General features: G+C 72.5%; 17 protein-coding genes and 1 pseudogene. 8 read left to right on the top strand and 10 right to left on the bottom strand.

Features of this window, described 5'->3' with window-relative positions; all coding sequences use genetic code 11:
* The first annotated feature begins 99 nt into the window (after window positions 1-99).
* Window positions 100-294, top strand: coding sequence for a hypothetical protein (locus ACIQIB_RS35840; RefSeq protein WP_400763168.1), 195 nt, complete (start codon window positions 100-102; stop codon window positions 292-294).
* Between the two features lie 156 nt (window positions 295-450).
* Here the strand turns inward: ACIQIB_RS35840 and ACIQIB_RS35835 are convergent, their stop codons facing one another.
* Window positions 451-849, bottom strand: coding sequence for a DUF2267 domain-containing protein (locus tag ACIQIB_RS35835; RefSeq protein WP_400763167.1), 399 nt, complete (start codon window positions 847-849; stop codon window positions 451-453).
* Window positions 850-867: 18 nt separating this feature from the next.
* Here ACIQIB_RS35835 and ACIQIB_RS35830 point away from each other — a divergent pair, with 18 nt between their 5' ends.
* The gene (locus tag ACIQIB_RS35830; RefSeq protein ID WP_400763165.1) at window positions 868-1,416 is read left to right on the top strand and encodes a hypothetical protein; all 549 of its coding nucleotides are present in this window, start codon (window positions 868-870) and stop codon (window positions 1,414-1,416) included.
* A 401-nt stretch (window positions 1,417-1,817) separates the two neighbouring features.
* The gene (locus ACIQIB_RS35825) at window positions 1,818-3,344 is read left to right on the top strand and encodes a S8 family serine peptidase (RefSeq protein WP_400763163.1); all 1,527 of its coding nucleotides are present in this window, start codon (window positions 1,818-1,820) and stop codon (window positions 3,342-3,344) included.
* A gap of 208 nt (window positions 3,345-3,552) precedes the next feature.
* On the opposite strand, the gene ACIQIB_RS35820 is transcribed toward ACIQIB_RS35825, so the two are convergent.
* Both ACIQIB_RS35820 and ACIQIB_RS35815 read right to left on the bottom strand, forming a co-directional pair.
* Entirely contained in the window at window positions 3,553-3,783 is a 231-nt protein-coding gene (locus ACIQIB_RS35820) for a hypothetical protein (protein WP_400763162.1), read from the bottom strand.
* A complete protein-coding gene (locus tag ACIQIB_RS35815) occupies window positions 3,783-4,694 on the bottom strand; it encodes a HEAT repeat domain-containing protein (protein WP_400763160.1) in 912 nt (303 codons plus the stop codon). The genes ACIQIB_RS35820 and ACIQIB_RS35815 overlap by 1 nt, the downstream gene beginning before the upstream one ends.
* Window positions 4,695-5,788: 1,094 nt before the next feature.
* Between ACIQIB_RS35815 and ACIQIB_RS35810 the strand changes: the two genes are divergently transcribed.
* Window positions 5,789-6,172, top strand: a complete 384-nt coding sequence (locus ACIQIB_RS35810) for a ribosomal protein L7/L12 (RefSeq protein WP_400763158.1) — start codon at window positions 5,789-5,791, stop codon at window positions 6,170-6,172.
* A gap of 405 nt (window positions 6,173-6,577) precedes the next feature.
* Here ACIQIB_RS35810 and ACIQIB_RS35805 read toward each other — a convergent pair whose 3' ends face one another.
* The 3 genes from ACIQIB_RS35805 to ACIQIB_RS35795 form a co-directional block, all read right to left on the bottom strand.
* Window positions 6,578-7,015 (bottom strand): Imm1 family immunity protein, encoded by a 438-nt coding sequence (locus ACIQIB_RS35805; RefSeq protein WP_400763156.1) that lies wholly within the window; start codon window positions 7,013-7,015, stop codon window positions 6,578-6,580.
* A 269-nt stretch (window positions 7,016-7,284) separates the two neighbouring features.
* Entirely contained in the window at window positions 7,285-8,196 is a 912-nt protein-coding gene (locus ACIQIB_RS35800; RefSeq protein ID WP_400763155.1) for a hypothetical protein, read from the bottom strand.
* A 231-nt stretch (window positions 8,197-8,427) separates the two neighbouring features.
* Window positions 8,428-8,799 carry a hypothetical protein gene (locus ACIQIB_RS35795; protein WP_400763153.1) on the bottom strand — a complete coding sequence of 124 codons (372 nt, stop codon included), beginning with the start codon at window positions 8,797-8,799 and terminating at the stop codon, window positions 8,428-8,430.
* Window positions 8,800-9,187: 388 nt separating this feature from the next.
* Here ACIQIB_RS35795 and ACIQIB_RS35790 point away from each other — a divergent pair.
* Window positions 9,188-9,558 (top strand): annotated as a pseudogene (locus ACIQIB_RS35790) (thiamine pyrophosphate-binding protein); the annotation flags it as partial.
* Window positions 9,559-9,702: 144 nt separating this feature from the next.
* Complete coding sequence (locus ACIQIB_RS35785) at window positions 9,703-10,317, top strand: TetR/AcrR family transcriptional regulator (protein WP_400659417.1); 615 nt, start codon at window positions 9,703-9,705, stop codon at window positions 10,315-10,317.
* Between the two features lie 59 nt (window positions 10,318-10,376).
* On the opposite strand, the gene ACIQIB_RS35780 is transcribed toward ACIQIB_RS35785, so the two are convergent.
* The 3 genes from ACIQIB_RS35780 to ACIQIB_RS35770 all read right to left on the bottom strand — a co-directional run bounded on the left by ACIQIB_RS35780 (window position 10,377) and on the right by ACIQIB_RS35770 (window position 13,793).
* A complete protein-coding gene (locus ACIQIB_RS35780) occupies window positions 10,377-10,568 on the bottom strand; it encodes a ferredoxin (protein ID WP_400763187.1) in 192 nt (63 codons plus the stop codon).
* A 35-nt stretch (window positions 10,569-10,603) separates the two neighbouring features.
* Entirely contained in the window at window positions 10,604-11,812 is a 1,209-nt protein-coding gene (locus tag ACIQIB_RS35775) for a cytochrome P450 (RefSeq protein WP_400763151.1), read from the bottom strand.
* A gap of 292 nt (window positions 11,813-12,104) precedes the next feature.
* Window positions 12,105-13,793 carry a hypothetical protein gene (locus tag ACIQIB_RS35770; protein WP_400763149.1) on the bottom strand — a complete coding sequence of 563 codons (1,689 nt, stop codon included), beginning with the start codon at window positions 13,791-13,793 and terminating at the stop codon, window positions 12,105-12,107.
* Between the two features lie 178 nt (window positions 13,794-13,971).
* On the opposite strand from ACIQIB_RS35770, the gene ACIQIB_RS35765 reads away from it, so the two are divergent.
* Window positions 13,972-16,773: a BTAD domain-containing putative transcriptional regulator gene (locus ACIQIB_RS35765; RefSeq protein ID WP_400763148.1), complete on the top strand. Its 2,802-nt coding sequence runs from the start codon at window positions 13,972-13,974 to the stop codon at window positions 16,771-16,773.
* 145 nt (window positions 16,774-16,918) lie between these two features.
* Window positions 16,919-18,397 carry a purine-cytosine permease family protein gene (locus ACIQIB_RS35760; protein ID WP_400763146.1) on the top strand — a complete coding sequence of 493 codons (1,479 nt, stop codon included), beginning with the start codon at window positions 16,919-16,921 and terminating at the stop codon, window positions 18,395-18,397.
* On the opposite strand, the gene ACIQIB_RS35755 is transcribed toward ACIQIB_RS35760, so the two are convergent.
* Window positions 18,387-18,659: a hypothetical protein gene (locus ACIQIB_RS35755; protein WP_400763144.1), complete on the bottom strand. Its 273-nt coding sequence runs from the start codon at window positions 18,657-18,659 to the stop codon at window positions 18,387-18,389. The genes ACIQIB_RS35760 and ACIQIB_RS35755 overlap by 11 nt on opposite strands.
* Between the last annotated feature and the right edge of the window lie 37 nt (window positions 18,660-18,696).

Here is an 18,696-nt window from a genome sequence, read left to right as displayed (position 1 = left end):
TCCGCTGCGCGGCGGCGGCAACCCCCCGAGCCGCCGCCGCGCGCCCCGAAACAGCGAGCGACACCGCGCAGGGAGGCGGCAGTGGGACACCCGGCGCCCGTGGCACCGGAGACGGTCCGGGACGGGCAGGCGGCCTTGATCGAGGCGATCACCGAGGCCGTGCACGACGGTGACGACCGCACCGTCCGCCGGCTGCTGGCCCGCTTCGCCGAGGTGGCCACCATCGCCGACCTGTACGCCCTGCGCGACGCCCTCGACACCGCCCGCCCATCCGACGACCGCAGGCAGCGCTGACCTTTGCCGACCGGGCGTTCAGGTCGATCCCACGCCGGACGTCGTGACCTCTGCGGATGCGCGCTCGCCCCGTCCGGCCGGGGCGAGGGGAGCAGGTGCCCGCCCGGTGGGTGAGCTCGCGCACGGTGCCGCTGAAGGCCCGTACCCGGTCCCGGGTCAAGCCGCGATGGCGAGGTCGGCGCGGCCGAACAGGAGCGCGTAACCGCGAGGCAGGTCGGCGAGGAGCCGGTCGGTCAGGTGGTCGCCGGCCAGGCCGGCGAGGGCGGCCAGGACGAAGGAGACGTCCCAGCGGGCGCCGGTGAGGCTGGTGTTCAGGGCGCGGGCGCCGGCTTCGACGAAGGCCGGGGCGGCAACGGACTGGGGCAGCGGGATCTGGTTGGCGAAGGCGGCGCGGGCGCGCTCGGGCAGGGTTGCGGCGAGGTCGCAGCGTTCCTCGCCGGTGAGCTGGCTGCCGAGGGCTGTCAGGACGGCATGCAGGACGCGTTCGGCTTCCTCGTCGGACGTGTAGCGGCCGAGGGTGCGGACGTGCTGGAGGAGGAGGCGGTACCGGGTCATGACCGTGGAGCCTTCCGGGTGCTGGCCGGCCGCGGGCTGGCGGCGGCGCGAGGGTGGTCAGGGTCGTTCGCCTGTGGCCGGGCGTCCGAACAGCAGGTCGTAGCCGGGCGGCAGCTGGGGCAGGACGCGCTCGGTGAGGTCGTCGAGCCGCCCGACCAGGCCGTACCCCGCTGGAACGGTCTATGGACGCTCCCGCTCCCGGAGGACCTCGACGCACTGCACCGCACCACGGCCGCCAGAAAGGCCGTAGCCGAAGAACCCTCCCCGCCGCCCGCCACGGAAGGGCGCACCACGGCACTGACCGGCCACCCCGAGCGCTGCGGGTCGCCCGGGGAGCGGACGTGCATCTGTGCCCCCGGCGACGCCACCGGCAAGACCGTCGGAGCCGCGGTCGAGTACGCGGTCCTCCCCTCCCACCACGGGCGCATCGCCGCCACCGTGCCGCTGCGCGGCGGCCGCCCCGGCGACGTCCTGTACGAAATCGACTGGCACAGCCCCCCACCCCCGAACCAGCGGCACAACCGGTACACCGCCATCGAACAACGCCTCACCCGGCAACAGCCCTGAACAGACCTGGCCGCCCGGCCGGTGGCAGGGGCTCCGGTCACAACCGGCCGCGACGCACCACGGGCCTGGCGGGCCGGGCCTGCTCGCCGCGCAGCGCGAGGGCCGCGGCGCGGGTGCGGTCCACGTACTGCGACGACCCGTGGTCCTGACCATGGCCCAGTCACCAGCCGAGCCTTGCCTGGCGGTTCCTCAGCGGCAAAGGGTCCGCACTGCTCCGACAGGTCCAGGCTTCGGCCGCAGTGCCACCCTCACCTTCGCCGCAGGTCTGGTCAAGTCATTGCGAGTCATTGCTGGTTGACGAGGTGGCGGGATAGCTTCACCCCTGTACCACCCGTCATGCACCTGCCTGGCCGGCACTCTGCTGTCGGGCGGGTCCTGCACCCGGATGATGTGGAGACCACATGGCTCGACGACGTTCCTTACTCCGGCTCGGCCTGGTCGTACCGATCGTGCTGTCGCTGACCGCCTCGCTCGGATTCCTTCCCGCGTCGGCCTCGGCGACGCCCCGAATACCGTCCGCCGCGCGGGCCGAGGACGCGCACACCCTGGCGTACGTCGTCAACACCAAGACCGACCGTCGCACGATCGCAGAGGTGCAGCGGGCCATCACCGCGGCCGGCGGCACCATCGTCGTCACGTACGACGGGATCGGCGTCATCGTCGTCCACTCGGCGAACCCCGACTTCGGCAGGCGGCTGCGCGCGGTGCGCGGCGTGGAGTCGGCAGGTACCACGCGGACCGCGCCGCTCAGCGCGGCGGGGACGACCGACGAGGGTGCGGTGCGGTACCTCTCCGAGGCCGAGGCCGCGAGGATCGGGAAAACGTCCGGCGACGGCACCGAACCCCTCGAAGCCGAGCAGTGGGACCTGCGGGCGATCGGCGCGGACAAGGCCGCGAGGATCAACCCGGGCAGCAGGGACGTCACGGTCGCCGTGATAGACACCGGCGTCGACGACACCCACCCGGACCTCGCTGCGAACTTCTCCCCGTCGCAGTCCGCGAACTGCGTCAGCGGCAAGGCCGATACCACGTACGGCTCCTGGCGGCCGGTGGACGCGATCCACTTCCACGGCACGCACGTGGCGGGCACGATAGCCGCGGCCCGCAACGGCATCGGCGTCGCGGGCGTGGCACCCGGTGTGAGGGTCTCCGGCATCACGGTCTCCCAGCCCACCCCGCGCCAGCTGATCTACGCCGAAAGCGTCGTCTGCGCCTTCGTGTTCGCCGCCGACCACGGTGTGCAGATCACCAACAACAGCTACTACGTGGACCCGTGGCAGTACAACTGCCTGGACGACCCCGACCAGGAGGCCATCGTCGAGGCGGTCAACCGCGCCCAGCTCTACGCGCAGCGCAAGGGCATCCTCAATGTCGCCGGGGCCGGTAACTCCGACCACGACCTGGCCTCCAAGGCCTTCACCGACGGTGTCAGCCCCAACGACTCCACCCCGGCGAACCGGACGGTCGACCCGCACAGGTGCTGGGAGCTGCCCGCACAACTGCCGGGCGTCGTCACGGTCAGCGCGACCGGCGCCAGGAGCGCGAAGTCGTACTACTCCAGCTACGGCCTCGGCGTGATCGACGTCGCGGCGCCGGGCGGCGACCAGTACCAGGCCTCGGACACACCGTCCGGGGAAGGCGGCATCCTGTCGACGCTGCCGAACAACCAGTACGGCTACCTCCAGGGCACGTCCATGGCCACTCCCCACGCCTCCGGTGTGGCCGCGCTCCTGAAGTCCGCCCACCCGGACGCGACCCCGGCCCAGTTGCAGGCACTGCTCAAGGCCCAGGCGGACAACCCGGGGTGCCCGGCCGACCCGCACGGCGGGAACGGCGACGGCATCGTGGACGCCGCCTGTGCGGGCGGCAAGCGCATCAACGGCTTCTACGGCTTCGGCATCGTCGACGCGCTGCGCGCGGTCAAGTAGTCGGCACCGCACAGGTCCCGCTGCCGTAGTCGTCCCCGCGACTACCCTGTTCCGCGCCTGAACGCGGACGCCCCCGGCCGTTCCGGCCGGGGGCGTCCGCGTTCTTCGGGCCCGTTGGGTCAACGGGCGTACAGGTAGCGGTCCACCGGGCACAGCAGGCGCCGGTCACCACCGGGCCCGGGCCTGCCGTGGGGCTTCACCACGGGGCCTACTTCGATGTGGGGAGGGCCTCTTCCTCCTCCGCGGCCGCGGCCCCGTCCGCCGCCGGACCTCCGCGCAGCCCGGGCGCCAGCAGCAGGGTCGCCACCATGCCGGTGGCCGGCGAGGTCAGCTCGGCCACCGAGCCGGCCACCACCGCGCCGACACCCTGCATGGTGAGCATCCCGGAGCTGTGCAGGCCCAGCGCCTGCCCGCTCAGCTCGTCCGGCGTCAGCGCCATCAGCCGGTCCTGCAGCAGCAGCCCCGCCCCGTACCCGAAGGTGGCTGCCGTGACCCAGGACCAAGGCGATGGGCAGTCCCGGGTCGAACACGAAGAGCGGGTACGGTGCGGCGTGCCGCCTCCCGGGCCAGGGCCCGGATCAGTGCGGACGGGTCGTCGAGGTACGGCACCACGTTCTGCGGGGATCCGGTGCGCATCAGCCCTGTGAGGGCGGTGATCCGTACCTCGGCGTGGCGGCTGCGGGCCAGGCGGCGCAGCGGCTCGACCTGGTCGGTCCACACCGCCTGCCGGGCGGCGGCCTCGGCGGCCCGGGCCCTGACCTGCCGGCCGGGGTCGCTCTCGGCGAGGGCCACGAGGTCACGAAACCTGAGGCGGTGCGCGGTGGTGTCGAGGACGAAGCGACGCACCACCGGGTCGGGGGCCGTGAGAAGCCTTCCGGACAGGGCCGTGCCCGACTCGGCCAGCAGCGGCACGAGTAGTTGACCGTGGGCGAAGGCGCCGCGCTGGCGCCGGTTGGTCAGCAGGGCCGTACGCACGGTCGCCGGGGTGGCCAGCAGGGGGTTCTCGTGGAGCAGCACGGCCAGAGCCGCGCACGCCGGCTCCCGTACCCGGCGGACCCAGTCGCTGGTCCGCAGGACGAGAAACGGCATCATCTCGGGACGCGGCTGGTGCAGCATCCGCCGCACCACGCGCTCACGGATGCGGCCATCGGCGTGCGAGGCCGCCAGGACAAGGGCGACCGGGTCGGCCTCGGTGAGTGATGGAGCGGGGCGCGTCGAGTACCACGGCTCCCGTCGTATGAAGGCGTCCAGGCGCAGCAGCAGCGCCGGACGTCCCGTCAGCACACGCAGCGCCTCAAGCGAGTCGTCAAGATCCCCGGCCGAGCCGACCGCCAGCAGTGCGGCGATCAACTCCTCGAACGCATCTCCGTCCCGAGACCGCGCCCCGGCAACCGCCAGCCGGACACGCTCCAAGACCTCCACGCCCGGGAAGGCCGCGAGGCAGGCTGCTGACGACGGAAGAAGAAGTTCACCGCGTCATCCTGCCGGAGCCGATCAACCTGCCGCTTCCCGTATACGACGCCCACAAGATCCCTGTCCCGGGCCTCACCGCTGCCGGCCGGACCCCGGCAGCCGCGATAACGATCGGCGTCCGTGGTTCACCGCACCTCGGCGTGATGCTTCACCACCACATCGGCGCGGCCCTTCACCACTGCCCGCTCACAACACGTCCCTGAACAGCAAGAACCACCACCCGACCCCGGGTGACCAGCAACGCCGAACCCACTGAAAGCATCACGCCAATCATCACCAGGAGCTCACCGGGCCACCCGCCCGGACGCCACCGGCACCCCCGCTGCCGGGCAGTACCGGCCCGGTGAGGCGTTCTGGGGCCCGCCGCCTCCGGGGCCCGCCCGGCCCCGGAGGAACTCACCCAGCCCCGCCGGCACTCCACCGACGGACTCCGGGACAACCCAGTGCGGCCACCCTCCGGCCCCTCCCTGGCCGTACACAAGCCCCACCGCCCCCACATCCCACCCCTCGGGACCCGCACCCCGGAACCGACCCTCGCACCACCTCCTCGGGGCGCAGCGGCGGCTCCCGAGCGGCCCGGCCGTGCAGGGATGCAGGAGGTGTCGCGAACCCGGGCGTCCGGCCGTACGGAGATGCAAGAGCTGTCAGGGACTTCACCCCCGGGCCACGGCACAGCGCGGGGAGCAGACACAACCCGGCCAAGGGCAGGAGGCAGGGGCCGGGTCGGGGCGCAGCAGGCACCGCCACCCGGTCTTCAAGCGGACGGCCTGGCGGCCGCGGGTGGGTGTGCCGGCCCGGTGGCCGCACCCAGCGGGCGGCCGGGGTGCCGGGCAGGTGCGCGGTGCGGGCCTGCGGCACCGGCCCGGGTGGCGGGGACAGGACGGAGGCCCCGATATCCCCTTGGAGCCACTGCCCTGCCGACTGTTGACTGGGCATGCGACACGACACCGACCGACCCGAAGGAGAGACCTGTGGAGGATCCGCAGTTCACAGTCCTGCTGACCGACCCCTCGCCCGGCGGGCCTGCGGCCCTCAAGGCGGTCCGCGCCGTCACGGGTCTGAGCCTGTGGCACAGCAGACAGCTCCTGAACGGCGCACCCGTCACCGCGCGGGAAGCCATCCCCTTCGCCACCGCCGCCGAAGCGGCTGGACGACTGCGCCGGGCCGGTGTGCCGGCCGCCATCCGATGCGACTGGTGCCGGCGCACCCTGCCCGACGACGGCACCCCCGTCGGCCCCGGCCCGTGCACCTCCCGGGCATGGCCCACCGCCCACTGCCAGGCCAACTCCCTCACCACCTGCGACTGCGAGTGGTGCACCGCCTACGGCCCCCTGCCGGGCCACACCACCCCCTGAACCCATACCGCCACCCCGGGCGCAGGGGGGACAGCCGCCTCGAGCACCAAGCCACGGCAGGCCAACGAGCGCAGCGGAGCGGCGGGTAGCGAGGAACTGGAGGGCCTGGCGGCCCGGCCCGCAGTGAAATGCGGGGCCGGGCCTGCGGCCTCGGCCGAGGGTGGGACGCAGACAGGGTGTGGCGGGTCAGGGACCGGGCGGCCTGCGGCCGCACCAGTGGATGGCCGGGACCGGGGCCTGACGGCCCGACCGGTAGCAGGTGCACGGGCCGGGCCTGCGGCACCGGCCGAGGGCGGCAGGCACAGAGCTGGACCGACGGGCGGGAGAAGTTCCACGGCCAAACCGCCCCCGCAAGCCGCCCGGACGGAAACGGGGGCAGCGGGGCGGGTGCTGGGTTGCTTCCGGCTAATCGTCAGGATACTGGTTTTTCCAGGAAACACAGGTCGGGCGCTGCCCTCCCGATGCCAGGAATTCCTTCACTGCCGCCCGGGCGAGGTCAATGGAAATCTCCGTCTGGTCGGGAAATTTGGTCCAGTGTCCGGCAAGGTAGTACTCGGGGGCATTCCTTGACTCCGGCGGACCCGCCGTCACGAAGTTCCCGCTGCGGTCGATGAAGAGCAGAACCCCAACCTGAAGCTCCTTGTCCACCCCAACCTGGAAATCGTGATCCGGAACGAGCCGCCCGACCAGGCCGCACCACCCCGTTGGCGCGGCCAATGGCCGATCCGCCTCCCGGAGAGCCCCGACGTGCTGCGCCGCGCCTCCGCCGCCAGGGAAGCCGCGGACGAAGAACCCTCCCCGCCGAGGACCACGGAAGGGCGCGCCGTGGCACTGACCTTCCACCCCAAGCCCTGCCAGTGGCCCGGCGAGCGGACGTGCATCTGCGGCCCCGGCGACACCACCGGCAAGACCGTCGGGGCCGCGGTGGAGGACACCCCCGTACCACGGCTACGGCCTCTGGAGGGGAGGCGACGGGATTCTCCGCATCGAGCCCCAAGACCTCGCGGCCCCCGGACCTGCCCGCGGAAGACTGCACCGTGCAGTTCCTGGCGGTCGGCCCGGCCGGCCCGAAGAAAGGCGCCACCCCCGGAGTTCCGGCCTTGCTTGGCCTTTCAGCCGGACAGCCTCGTCAGGATGGCGTCGGGCACCCTTTCGGCGTGGCTGCGGAACACCAGGCTGAACACCGCGAGCGCGCCCAGCATCAGGACCAGGCTGGACAGGCCGAACCGCTCTCCCGCCCAGACCGCGGCCGTGACGACCGCCACCCCGGCCCCGGTGCGCAGCGAGGCCCACAGCAGGGTGTGGTCCTTGGCGGGTTCCAGGCCTTCGAGCTGCTCGGCGGGCAGGAGGGCCGCGTAGTGGCCCCTGGTGTGGTTGGTGCTGATGGTCAGCAGTGTTTCGAGCAGGTCGTTGCGGTGCTGGGTGTCGAGGCGGAGTTCGGCTTGGCGCAGGGCGGCGACGACGAGTCGGCGGTGGGTACGGATCTGGTGGCGTCGCGGCCGGCCGACGCCTCTTTCCCGGGCGAGGAGGGCTCGTTCCAGGTCGCGGAGGCGGGAGCTGACCTTTCGGGTCGCCGCGCGGCGTCTGCGGTTCGGGCTGGCTGCGCGGGGGCCGAGGGCGGCGGCGGCGAGGACGGCACGTGCGGGAACCGACCACGTGCCGCCCAGCCGGCGCAGGCCGGTACCGAAGACCGACCACCGGGCCTTTGTCATGAGCATGGAGGCCGCGGCGAGGCCGGAGAGTACCGCCTGGAGCCAAAGGGGCTCCAAAAGCCGGGTGTTCACTGCCACGACGCCGAGCGCCGTGGAGTACAGGCCACCCAGGGCGTTGTAGAGGTCCCTGCCGACGGCTTCGAAGGCTTTGGTGCGGCCGATGACCCGGGCGGTGATCCGTATGTTCGCAGCGGCCCGGGCCGGCAGGCCGGCGGCCCGGGCCGCGCGGGCGAGATCGAACAGCAACAGCTGGGCCCTGACCTCCCCGCCCACTCGGGCCAACTCCGCCCGGCGTCGGTACCAACCCGCCATGTGCGCCCCCTCCCCGGGATCCGTACACGACAGCGTTCCAGGTTCCGTTCGAGGGCGACAGGCCGCGTATCGGGGCCGGGGTTGTGCCACGTTCCCCGGCAGGGCCATCCCCTTGTCCGGTGAGCCGACGGCGGTCCCTCCCGGCGCGCCAACGCGGCGCCGGACAGTTCCTGTCGCGTGAAGCCGCTCGGCAAAAGCCTTCGGGGCCGCCGATGTCGGCCGCCCTGCGGCTCACACCTGCGCGAGGTGCGCCTTCATGACGGTGAACGCGGCCAGGTGCCCGATGCCCGCCCTGGCGAGCAGGCCGGCGACGGCGGCGACGTCCAGGGCGTGCTCGGAGTACGCGGTCGACGGGCCCTCCTTCGCCGGGCGCAGCGCGGCGAGCTTGGTACCGGCCGGGAGGAGGGTGGCGGCTTCGCGGCGTCCGGCCGTGGTCAGGCACCAGAGCTTGCGGCCGTCGGACAGGCGCAGTTCCTCGCGGACCCGCCCGACCGTCTTCAGGTCGGCCGGGGCGTCGCGGATGGACTTGTCGCTGCGCTGGTGGGGCGGGACCAGCGGCCACAGTTCGCGGGCGGTGGCTCGCAGGAACAGGGCGAGCGCCATGAGGACGGCGCCCCGGACCGGTGCTGTCGATCCCCGCTTCCACCGTCCTCCTCCGCTGTCTTCGACAGCGGAGGAGGCAGCAGGGTTGTCGCCACGGCCCGAAACCCTTGTCCGGGGCACCTGACCAGCGGAAATGCGACCCTGCGGGGTTGGGGGCGTGGAGGTGGGGGCGGAGGTGCCGGCGGGGATGGTGGCGGGCTGATTGTCCCGGCCGGGCGAGGCCTGCGCCGACCGGTCCGGAACGTGGCCGGTGCCCTGGCCGCCGTCGTCGGGATCGGGTTGGGCGAGCGCGGTGGCGGTCATCGAGTTGGCCTTCCGTCAACGGTCGACCGGGGTCGGCACGGTGGCCGGCCCCGGCACCCGGGCACTCACCCGGGCGCCGCCGACACTGCACGAACTCGTCGACCAGCAGGCCAGCTTCCGCGACGTGGCGAAGTCCGTACACACCGCACGCACCTCCGCGCAGATCCCCTCCGCGCTGGCCGCCGCCTGGGAATCGGCACTGAGCGCGCCGTACGGGCCGGTGTGGGTGGAGATCCCGCAGGACGTCCGGCTCGCGCCGGTGACCGTACCGCCGGTCACCGGGCTGCGCGCCGAACCCCGGCCGCCGGCCCCCGCCCGGAGCTGATCGCCGAGGCGGCGGTGCTGCCGGCCGAGGCCGAGCGCCCGGTGATCCTGGCCGGAGGCGGCGTGGTCCGCGCCGGAGCCAGCGGCGAACTGCTCCGGCTGGCCGAGCTGTTGCGGGCCCCAACGTGCTGTCCTGCCCGCCGTGCTGCGGATGTTCGCGCCCACCCACCTGGACGCCTGAGCCACGGAGGGGGTGCGGCGGCCAGGCCGCCGGGGGCAAGCCCGTATCCCCGGCCGTCCGGCGCCGTTCCGCCGGCCCTTGGATAGGCTGCCCGGATGGCCCTCGACTCCCCCCGGCTGCTGCGCGCCGACGCCGCCCGCAACGCGGAAAAGATCATCCGGGCTGCCCGGGAGGTCTTCACCGAACAAGGCCCCGACGCCCACCTCGACGAGGTGGCACGCCGGGCCGGCGTCGGCGCCGCCACGCTCTTTCGCCGCTTCCCCGACAAGGCCGCGCTCCTGCGGGCCGTACTGGACGAGCGCTTCGGCGGGCACGTCCGTCCCGTCATCCAGGCTGCCGCCCACGCCCCCGACCCCGCGTCCGGACTGGCCAGCGTGCTGGAAGCGGCGCTGGAATCGGTGGCCGGCGACTACAACGTGCTGGCCGCCGCCCGCGCCGCCGGCGTCCTGACCCCGGCGACCGGACAGGAGTTCTTCGCCGCCCTCGACGCTCTCCTGGCGCGCGGTCAGCACGCGGGCGTGATCCGCGCCGACCTGGTACCCGACGACCTGCACCGCATCGTCGTCATGCTGGTCTCGGTGCTGTGGACGATGGAGCCCCGCGAGGACGGCTGGCGCCGGTACCTGGCCCTGGTCCTCGATGGCCTCACCCCCGCCGGGGCCAGCCCGCTGCCCTGTCCCGCCCCCGCGCTGCGCACCCGCACCCCCTGACGCCGAGGTGGGTGCCGGCCGCCCCGCCGGGCCGCCGGCACCACCGGCACCACCAGCCGCTAGGGCGCCGGATACAGCCGGATCGCCGAGGCCGGGCACATGGCGGCCGCCTGGCGGGCCTGTTCCGCCGCCCGTCCGCCGGGCTCGGCGGCGAGCACGACGACCTGCCCGGCCTCGTCCTGGTCGAACACCAGCGGCGCGGTCACCGCGCACTGCCCCGACGACACGCACCGCGAGGTGTCCGCCTCCACCCGCGCGACAGACCACTCGCGCGGTTGCTCCCCGTTCACCACAGGACCGGGACCTCGCCGAGGCCGCCCGCGAGCCGTTCGGAGTGGTCGCGCAGGCTGCGCGCGTCCACCGCCAGCCGCAGGCCGGGGAAGCGCCGGAACAGCGCGGTCAGCGCGACCTGCATCTCGGTGCGTGCCAGCACGTTGCCGATGCAGTAGTGACCGCCGTACCCGAAGGCCAGGTGCGCGTTGGGGGAACGCGACGGGTCGAAGGTGTCAGGCCCCTCGAACGCCCGCCCGTCCCGGTTCGCGGCGTTGATCGCCACCAGCACCGCCTCGCCCCGCGCGATCGCGGTCCCCGCGACGGTGACGTCCTCGCGGGCGTAGCGGGTCAGGCCCAGCCCACCGGGCGCGGACATCCGCAGGACCTCCTCCACGGTGGCGCGGGCCAGCACCTCCGGGTCGGCGACGAAGCGGTCCCGCCGGCCGGTGTCGCTCAGCAGGAACAGGACCCCCAGGTCGATCCGGGCCGACGTCGTTTCGTGGCCCGCGAACAGCAGCCCCACCGCCAGCCGGGTCATCTCCCCCTCGGTGAACGAGGGGTCCTCCGCCTGCACGGCCAGGATGTCGCTGATCACGTCCTGCCCCGGCTTCTTGCGCTTCTCCTCGGCGATGGCGGCCACGTACGCCTCGAACTCGGCCATGGCCGCGGCCCCGTCGGCCCCGTCGTACAGCGCGCCGATCCGCTCCGACCAGCCGCGCAGCAGGTCCCGGTCCGCGACCGGCACACCCAGCAGCTCGCAGATCACCATCACCGGCAACGGGAACGACAGGTGGTCATGCAGGTTGACGGCACGTTCCGGATCCCGCGAACGCTCCTCGTCCATCGTCTCCAGGCAGGATGCGGCGAGCTCCCCGATCCTCCCGCCCAGCCGGCGCATCCGCGGCGCGCTGAACGCGGGCGTCAGCATCCGCCGCATCCGCGTGTGCTCGCGGTCCTCTTCCTCGGGTGTGGGGGCGGGGCGCGTGTGCAGCGCCGACTCCGAGATCCTCGGCGCGTCCTCGGAATCGGGGCGCAGCCGGGAGAACCGGGTGTCGCCCAGGACCACCCGGGCCTCCTCGTAACGGGTCACCAGCCAAGCCGGGTCACCGGCGGGTGTGGTCACCCGCGTGATCGGGCCTTCCTCGCGCAGACGCGCGAGCAGCGGCGCCAATTCCAGGGCGTTGGGGCGCTCGAAGGGTAACTGCGGTGCGGGTGCGGTCATGGTCTCTCCTCGCCGGCCAAAGGCCACAAGAGCAGTGAACGCTTGGCGGAACCGCCCTCTCCTGCACGTCCAGGCCCGGGACGGACGAACGGCATCCCTGGCCAACAAGTGAGAGTCAGCTCTCTCTTCTCTCTGGAGCGTAACACCGCCGGCACGCACAGTCAGGGCGCCGTCGGCCTGCGGTGACAACCCGCCGCGCCGCCGCCCTCTGCAGCCGGCCGGACGCCGTGCCCGGACCGCGGCCCGGGGGACCGCGGCCCGGGCGGTGGGGTCGACCGGTGGTCGCCCGAGGTCAGCCGGTCTTGGCCCGGACGCCGTCGATGGTGTACCAGGGGCTCATGGGCTTGCCGTCGGCGGTGTAGGAGTGGGAGACCTTTCCGTCGGCGCTGCCGATGGCGAAGACCTCGGCGGAGCGGGCGTCGGGCTCGTAGAGGGCCGACGGGGTGCCGGTGAACGCCCACTTGGTGTTGAGGGACTCCCAGCCCTGGTAGGCGCCGGCGTTGAGGTTGTAGTTGTGGTTCAGCACGCCGTCCTTGCCGATGCCGAAGACCTCCATGGCGTTGGTCGTCGCGTTGTACACGGCCGCCGGGCTGCCGCCGAACCGGAAGCCTTCGTCGAGGGTCTCCCAGCCGTGCCAGGCGGAGCCGTTGAACAGGTAGTTGTGGGACATGACCCCGTCGCCGCCGACGGCGTACACCTCGGTCACCTTGTTCACCGGGTTGTAGGCCACGGCCGGGTTGGAGGCGAATGTGAAGCCGGTGAAGTTGGTGCTGTCCCAGCCCTGGAAGTGGCCGCCTGCGGTGGACCAGTTGTGGACGACGGTGCCGTCGGTGCCGGTGGCGAACACCTCGGCGGTCTTCGTGTCGGGGTTGTAGAGGGCGGCCGGCGTTCCGACGGCGAACTTCTTGTTGCTGTCGAGGGATTCCCAGCCGTCGTAGGCGCCGGCGTTGAGGTTGTAGGTGTGGTTCAGCACGCCGTTCTTGCCGATGCCGAAGAGCTCGATGGCGTTGGTCGTCGCGTTGTACACGACCGCCGGGCTGCCGCCGAACCTGAACCCGTCGCCGATGGTCCGGAAGCTGCTCCACTGCGCGCCGCCGTTGAACAGGTAGGAGTGCGAGATGATCCCCTCGGCGGCGCCGGTGGCGAACACCTCGGCCACCTTGTTGACCGGGTTGTAGACCGCCGTCGGACTGCCCGTGAAGACGAACGAGTCGTCGATGGCGAGCCAGGCCGACCAGGCGGCGCGATCGGTGCTGTAGGAGTGGCGCATATGGCCGTCGGTGTCGATGGCGAACGCCTCGGCGGTCTTCGTGTCCGGGTTGTAGACGGTCGCCACCTTCCCCGACACCAGTGACGACGCGGGCACCTGCGGGTCCGGCGGCGGGGTGGTGTCGTCGACGATGCTGTTGTTGCGGACCGGGGCGTAACCGTTGCCCTTGATGTATTCGGGGAAGTACGGGTACGGGATGGTGCGGTGGTGGACACCGCTCCCGCTGAACTCGTAGCCCAGGTAGGACGTGTGCGCGGCGTTGGCCCAGCGGTCGAACAGGACGATGTGGCCGTCCTTGCCCGCGGCGTCGTTCAGCAGCGCGTCGCCCGGCCGGAGGTCCTCCTTGCCGATCCTCGACGCGACTCCGCTCGGGATGAAACTGGTGGTGTCCAGGCCGGGGGTGCCCAGCTTCCAGGCCATCGAGGCGTAGCCGGAGCAGTCCTGACGGTACCCGTCGTGGTAGGCGGACCAGCTGTAGTCCAGGCCGAGTGACACCCAGGACTGGGCCCGGGACAGGACCTCGGAGCGGCTGATCCGGGGTCCGGCCGCCAGGGCCGTCGACAGGGCGCGGGCCTCGCCCTGCCCCGGTGAGGCGTACTCGACTCCCGGGCCCGGGTCGGCGTTCGCCGGGGCGGATCCCAGGGCGAGCGCGGCGAGACCGGCGGTGAGCAGGAGGGACGCCGCGCGGAGGGCTGGGCTGGTGGTGCGCATGTGTGGTCTCCAGGGAGTTCGCACGTCACCGGAGCGAGGAGGAGCGAGCCACCGCGGTCCGTTCACCCCCGACCGGACGGATGTGCTGATCGTTACTCCGCCCGCTCACAGCCATCTAATATGTCGATAACAGCGACCATGATCGATGTGACCGTCCGTCATTACCGGGGGTGCTGGCATGGGAATCCGGTTCGGGCTGCTCGGGCCGTTGCAGGTGGAACACGACGGACAGCCGCTGCGAATCACCGGCCCGAAGGTGCGCACGCTCCTGGCCCTGCTCCTCTGCTCACCCGACGAAGCCGTCCGGGTCGACTCCCTGGTGGACCTGCTGTGGGACGGGAATCCGCCCCGTACGGCGGTCGCGTCCCTCCACAACCACGTCAACCGGCTGCGAACGGCACTCGGTTCGTACGGCACCCGGTTGCGATCGGCACGCCAGGGCTACCTGCTGTCCGTGGAGCAGGACGAACTGGACCTCATCACCTTCACCACCGCGGCCGACCGGGTGCGCGAGGCGCACGAGCGTCAGGACTGGCCGGCCGTCACGGCGGAAGCGCGGAGGGCCCTCGCGCCGTGGCGGGGCGAGCCGTTCGGCGACGTACCGGCGCTCATCGGCTCCCCCCGGGCCACTCAGCTGCGCGAGACCCGCCTCGCCCTGCTGGAGCGGACCTTCACCGCGGGATTGCGCACCGGCCGGCACCGGGACCTGGTCGCGGAGCTGACCGCGCTGACCACCGAACACCCGCTCCACGAGGCGTTCCACGCCCAGCTCATGCTGGCGCTGCACGGCTGCGGTCGCACCGCGGAGGCGTTCGAGGTCCACCGGGTGCTGCGGGCGGCACTCGCCGAGGAGCTCGGCGTCAGCCCGGGCAGCCTGGTGCGGGAGGCCCATCGGGAACTCCTGGCCACGGACTCCTCACCGCACGCTCCCGGAACGGCCGTGCGCGCCCCGCACCAACTGCCCCGTACCGCCTCCGTCCTCATCGGACGCGAACGCGAGCTCGGCCAGGTGACCGCCGCGCTCCGCGCGCCGTCGGAGGGCACCCCGGCGGACCTCGTCGGAACCGTTCCGGTGGTGGTGGTCTACGGCATGGGCGGCCTGGGGAAGACCACCCTGGCCGTGCACGCGGCCCACCTCCTGCGGGAGGCGTACCCGGACGGACAGCTGTACGTCAACCTCAACGGCTACGGCACCGGCCCCGAGCGCGAACTGAACGACGTCCTGGCACGGTTCCTCACCGACCTGGGCGTCAGCGGGAGCTGCCTGCCCGACCACCTCGACGACCGGGCCGCCCTGTACCGCGACCACCTGGCCCGGCGCCGCGTCCTCGTGCTGCTGGACAACGCGCACGACCTCACCCGCATCGCCCCGCTGATTCCCGGGGCGGGGCCGTCCGCCGTGATCGTGACCACCCGCCGGGCCCCGTCCGGGCAACTCGACGCCGTCCGCATCCCGTTGCGGCCGCTCGGCACGGAAGGCCGTGACCTGCTCGCCCTGGTGTGCGGCGAGCACCGGGTCGCGGCCGAGCCCGAGGCCGTCCGACGCATCCTGGCCGTGTGCGGCGGTCTGCCCCTGGCCATCCGCCTCGCCGGCGGCCGGATCGCCAACCGCCCGGGCTGGCCGCTGAGCGTGCTCGCCGACCGGTTGGAGGACGCACCGCAAACGCTGGAACTGCTGACCGCGGACGACACGTCGGTGCGGGCCGCGTTCGCCATGAGCTACCAGACGCTCCTGGAGAACGACGGTGCCGGGGAGGCGGGCTCCGCCCGGGCCTTCCGCCTGCTGGGAGTGTGGCCGGGCTTCCCGCTGTCCCTCGAAGCGGCCTCGGCCCTGCTGGACGAGCCGATCGACCGCACCCTCGACCTGCTGGACACCCTGGTCGACGCCCAGATGATCCAGTCACCCGCCCCGCACACCTACGTCCTCCACGATCTGGTCGCCGGCTACGCGGCGGAACTGGCGCGCACCCAGGAACCTTCGCAGAACCAAGCGGCCGCGCATGACCGCCTGCTGGCCTGGTACGCCCGCGCGGTCCACCACGCCGGCACGCTCAGCACCCCCTACTGGGGCGACACCGAACCGGTGGACGGGCTCGCCCCCTCCCCCGCGCCGCTGCCCCGACTCGCCTCTCCCACGGACGCCCTGGCCTGGCTGCGCCAGGAGATGCCGGCGATCCGGACAGCCGTCCGCCGGGCGGGCGCCTCCGGCCGCCCCGAACCGGCCTGGCAGATCGTCGGCCTGCTCACCGGCTACGGGACCAGCTACTGGTGGGAGGGCCACTGGGGCCCCCTCGTGACAAATGCGCTGGACCTCGCGCGGGCACACGGGGCACGGCGGGCCGAGGCCCGCCTGTACGTCGTCCTCGCGACGATCTCCGGCCACAACTGGGACCACGCCGGGTGCCTGGCGCACCTGAACACCGCGGAGGAGGTCTATGCCGAGGAGGACGTCAAGGAGGGCCTGGCCATGGTCCTGCTCGTCAGGGCGCTGACCTTCCTCAAGGAGGGTCGGCTCACCGAGGGCATCACGGCCGCCCACGAGTCCATCGCCCTCTTCCGGAGCGTCGACGGCGGGGACAACCCGGTGGCCCTGTGCACCCTGGCCAAGCTGCACCTGGCGACGGGGAACGCCGAGGAGGCCGAGCGGATCCTCCGCCGGTACACCGAGGTGTTCCGGCGCGAGCTGCCCTCCCTGGTACCCACGACACTGACCAGCCTGGGCGAATCCCTGGCCGCCCTCGGCCGGCGGCAGGACGCCCTGGCGACCCTGGCCGAGGCGCTGTCCATCGCCGAAGCACTCGGAGACCACAGCGCCGCCGCGGTGGCGCTGCAGGTGACCGCCACCGTGCACGCCCGCTCCGGACGGACCGACGCCGCGAGGGACTACTGGACCCGGGCCCTCGCCCTCGCCCGCCGGGCAGGCCTCGTGAAGGTGACCAGCTACAGCCTCGACGGGTTGGAGTCCCTGGCCGCGTCCTGACTTCGAGGTCAGCGAACCCACCGCCCCCCGCTGGAAGCGAAGTGGACAAAGTAGGATGACTCAACTCCCGCGCTACGCGCGAAGAGTTCCATGAATATTCCATTTGTCCGATTCATCTCCGCTTCACACGCACGGAGCCACCCTCATGGACAACCCGTCCGACGCCGACACCCGCGGCGCGATAGAGACACGCGGTATCGAACCCGTCCCCGACCACGAGCGCGGGGGCAGAGTCCGCGAGCTCTTCCCGACCTGGGTCGCGGCGAACATCAGCGTCCTGCTGCTCACCATGGGCGCCGCCCTGGTGGTGTTCAACCGGTTGAACTTCTGGCAGGTCCTGATCGTCGCGGCGTGTGCCGCGCTCGTCTCGTTCGGCATGGTCGGCGTGCTGTCGGTCTCCGGGAAGTGGGGCGGGGCACCGGGCGCGACCCTCTCGCGGGCCACCTTCGGGGTGCGCGGGAACCTCTTCCCCGGCGCGATCCTCTGGATCGCCCGGTTCGGCTGGGAGACGATCAACGCCGTCACCGGTGCCTACGCCGTACTGACGGTCCTCGACCTGCTCTTCGGCGTCAAGAGCAACACCGCGCTGATCGTGATCACGCTCTTCACCTTCGTCGCCTGCACCTTCCTGGTCTCCGGCATGGGCCGGAAGGCACTGAACGTCTGCAACACCTGGTCGACGTACCTCTTCGGCATCTTCAGCGTGCTGGTGCTGGGCTACCTGGTCGCGACCATGAACTGGAGCGAGGTCTTCGCCAAGCCCGCGGGTACCACCGCGATGATGATCGCCGGCATCGGGACCATCGCCGCCGGTGGCATCAGCTGGGTCCCCACCGGCCCGGACTTCGCCCGCTACCTGCCGCACGCCGCCTCCGGCAGGAAGATCGTCGGCGTGACGGTTTCCGGTGCCGGCCTGGTGATGGTCCCGATGGTGCTGATGGGTGCCGTGATGGCGGTGGCCTCGCCCGGCCTGGCGCAGGCCGCGGACCCGGTCTCCTTCCTCGGTGACCTGCTGCCGACCTGGCTGGCCGTGCCCTACCTGCTGACCGCGATCGTGGGCATGCTGCTGATCAACAGCCTCTCCATGTACTCGGCCGGCTTCACCGCGCAGACCATGGGCGTCAGGCTGCCGCGCGCCCTGGCCGTCAGCATCAACGCCGTGATCTCGCTGGTCGGCGGCCTGCTGCTGATGCTGGTCGCCAAGAGCTTCCTGGGCTCCTTCATCACCTTCCTGATCCTGCTCGCCGTCTCCTTCTCGGCCTGGATCGGCGTCTACGCGGTGGACATGTTCCGGCGCCGGTCGCGTGCGGTGCGCTACGACGCCGCCGCGCTGATGGACACCAGCAGGAACAGCCGGTACTGGTACGCGGGCGGCTTCTGCTGGCAGGCGATGACGTCCTGGGTGCTCGCGCTGCTGATCGGGCTCGCCTTCACCAAGTGCGACTGGTTCGCCGGCCCGCTCTCCGACACCCCCGTCGGCAGGTACGGGCTCGCCTGGGCGGCGACCGTCGTGATCTCCGGCGTGATCATGGCCGTGCTCCCCGCACCCCGGGAGAACACCTCCGCCACCGCCGAGCGGCCCGCCGGCCTCCAGGCGGAGCGGACCGAACGGGTCACCGCCTGACCGCACGACGCGAACCTCCGCACACCCCCGGACCGCCCTCGGCGGTGAACGGCTTGCTGCCCGGTCGCCGGGGGCGCTTGCGGCCGGCCTCCAGGACCAGCGCGACCGGCAGCAGCCCCTCACGGCCGGTCTGCGGGTAGACGGTCGGCCACAGCCACAGGTCGTGGGTCCGGGCGCCCCGCCGGCGCAGCGAGGCCTCAGCAGCGGTGGCCGGCCCCGGCACCCGGGCGAGCGCCCGGGTGTCGCCGACACTGCACACCACCCCCTTGTCCGCCGTCTGACCGGCCCCCTTGTCCCAC

It is taken from the genome of Kitasatospora sp. NPDC092286 (assembly GCF_044755565.1).
GTDB lineage: Bacteria > Actinomycetota > Actinomycetes > Streptomycetales > Streptomycetaceae > Kitasatospora.
This window is presented reverse-complemented; position numbering and strand designations above follow the sequence as displayed.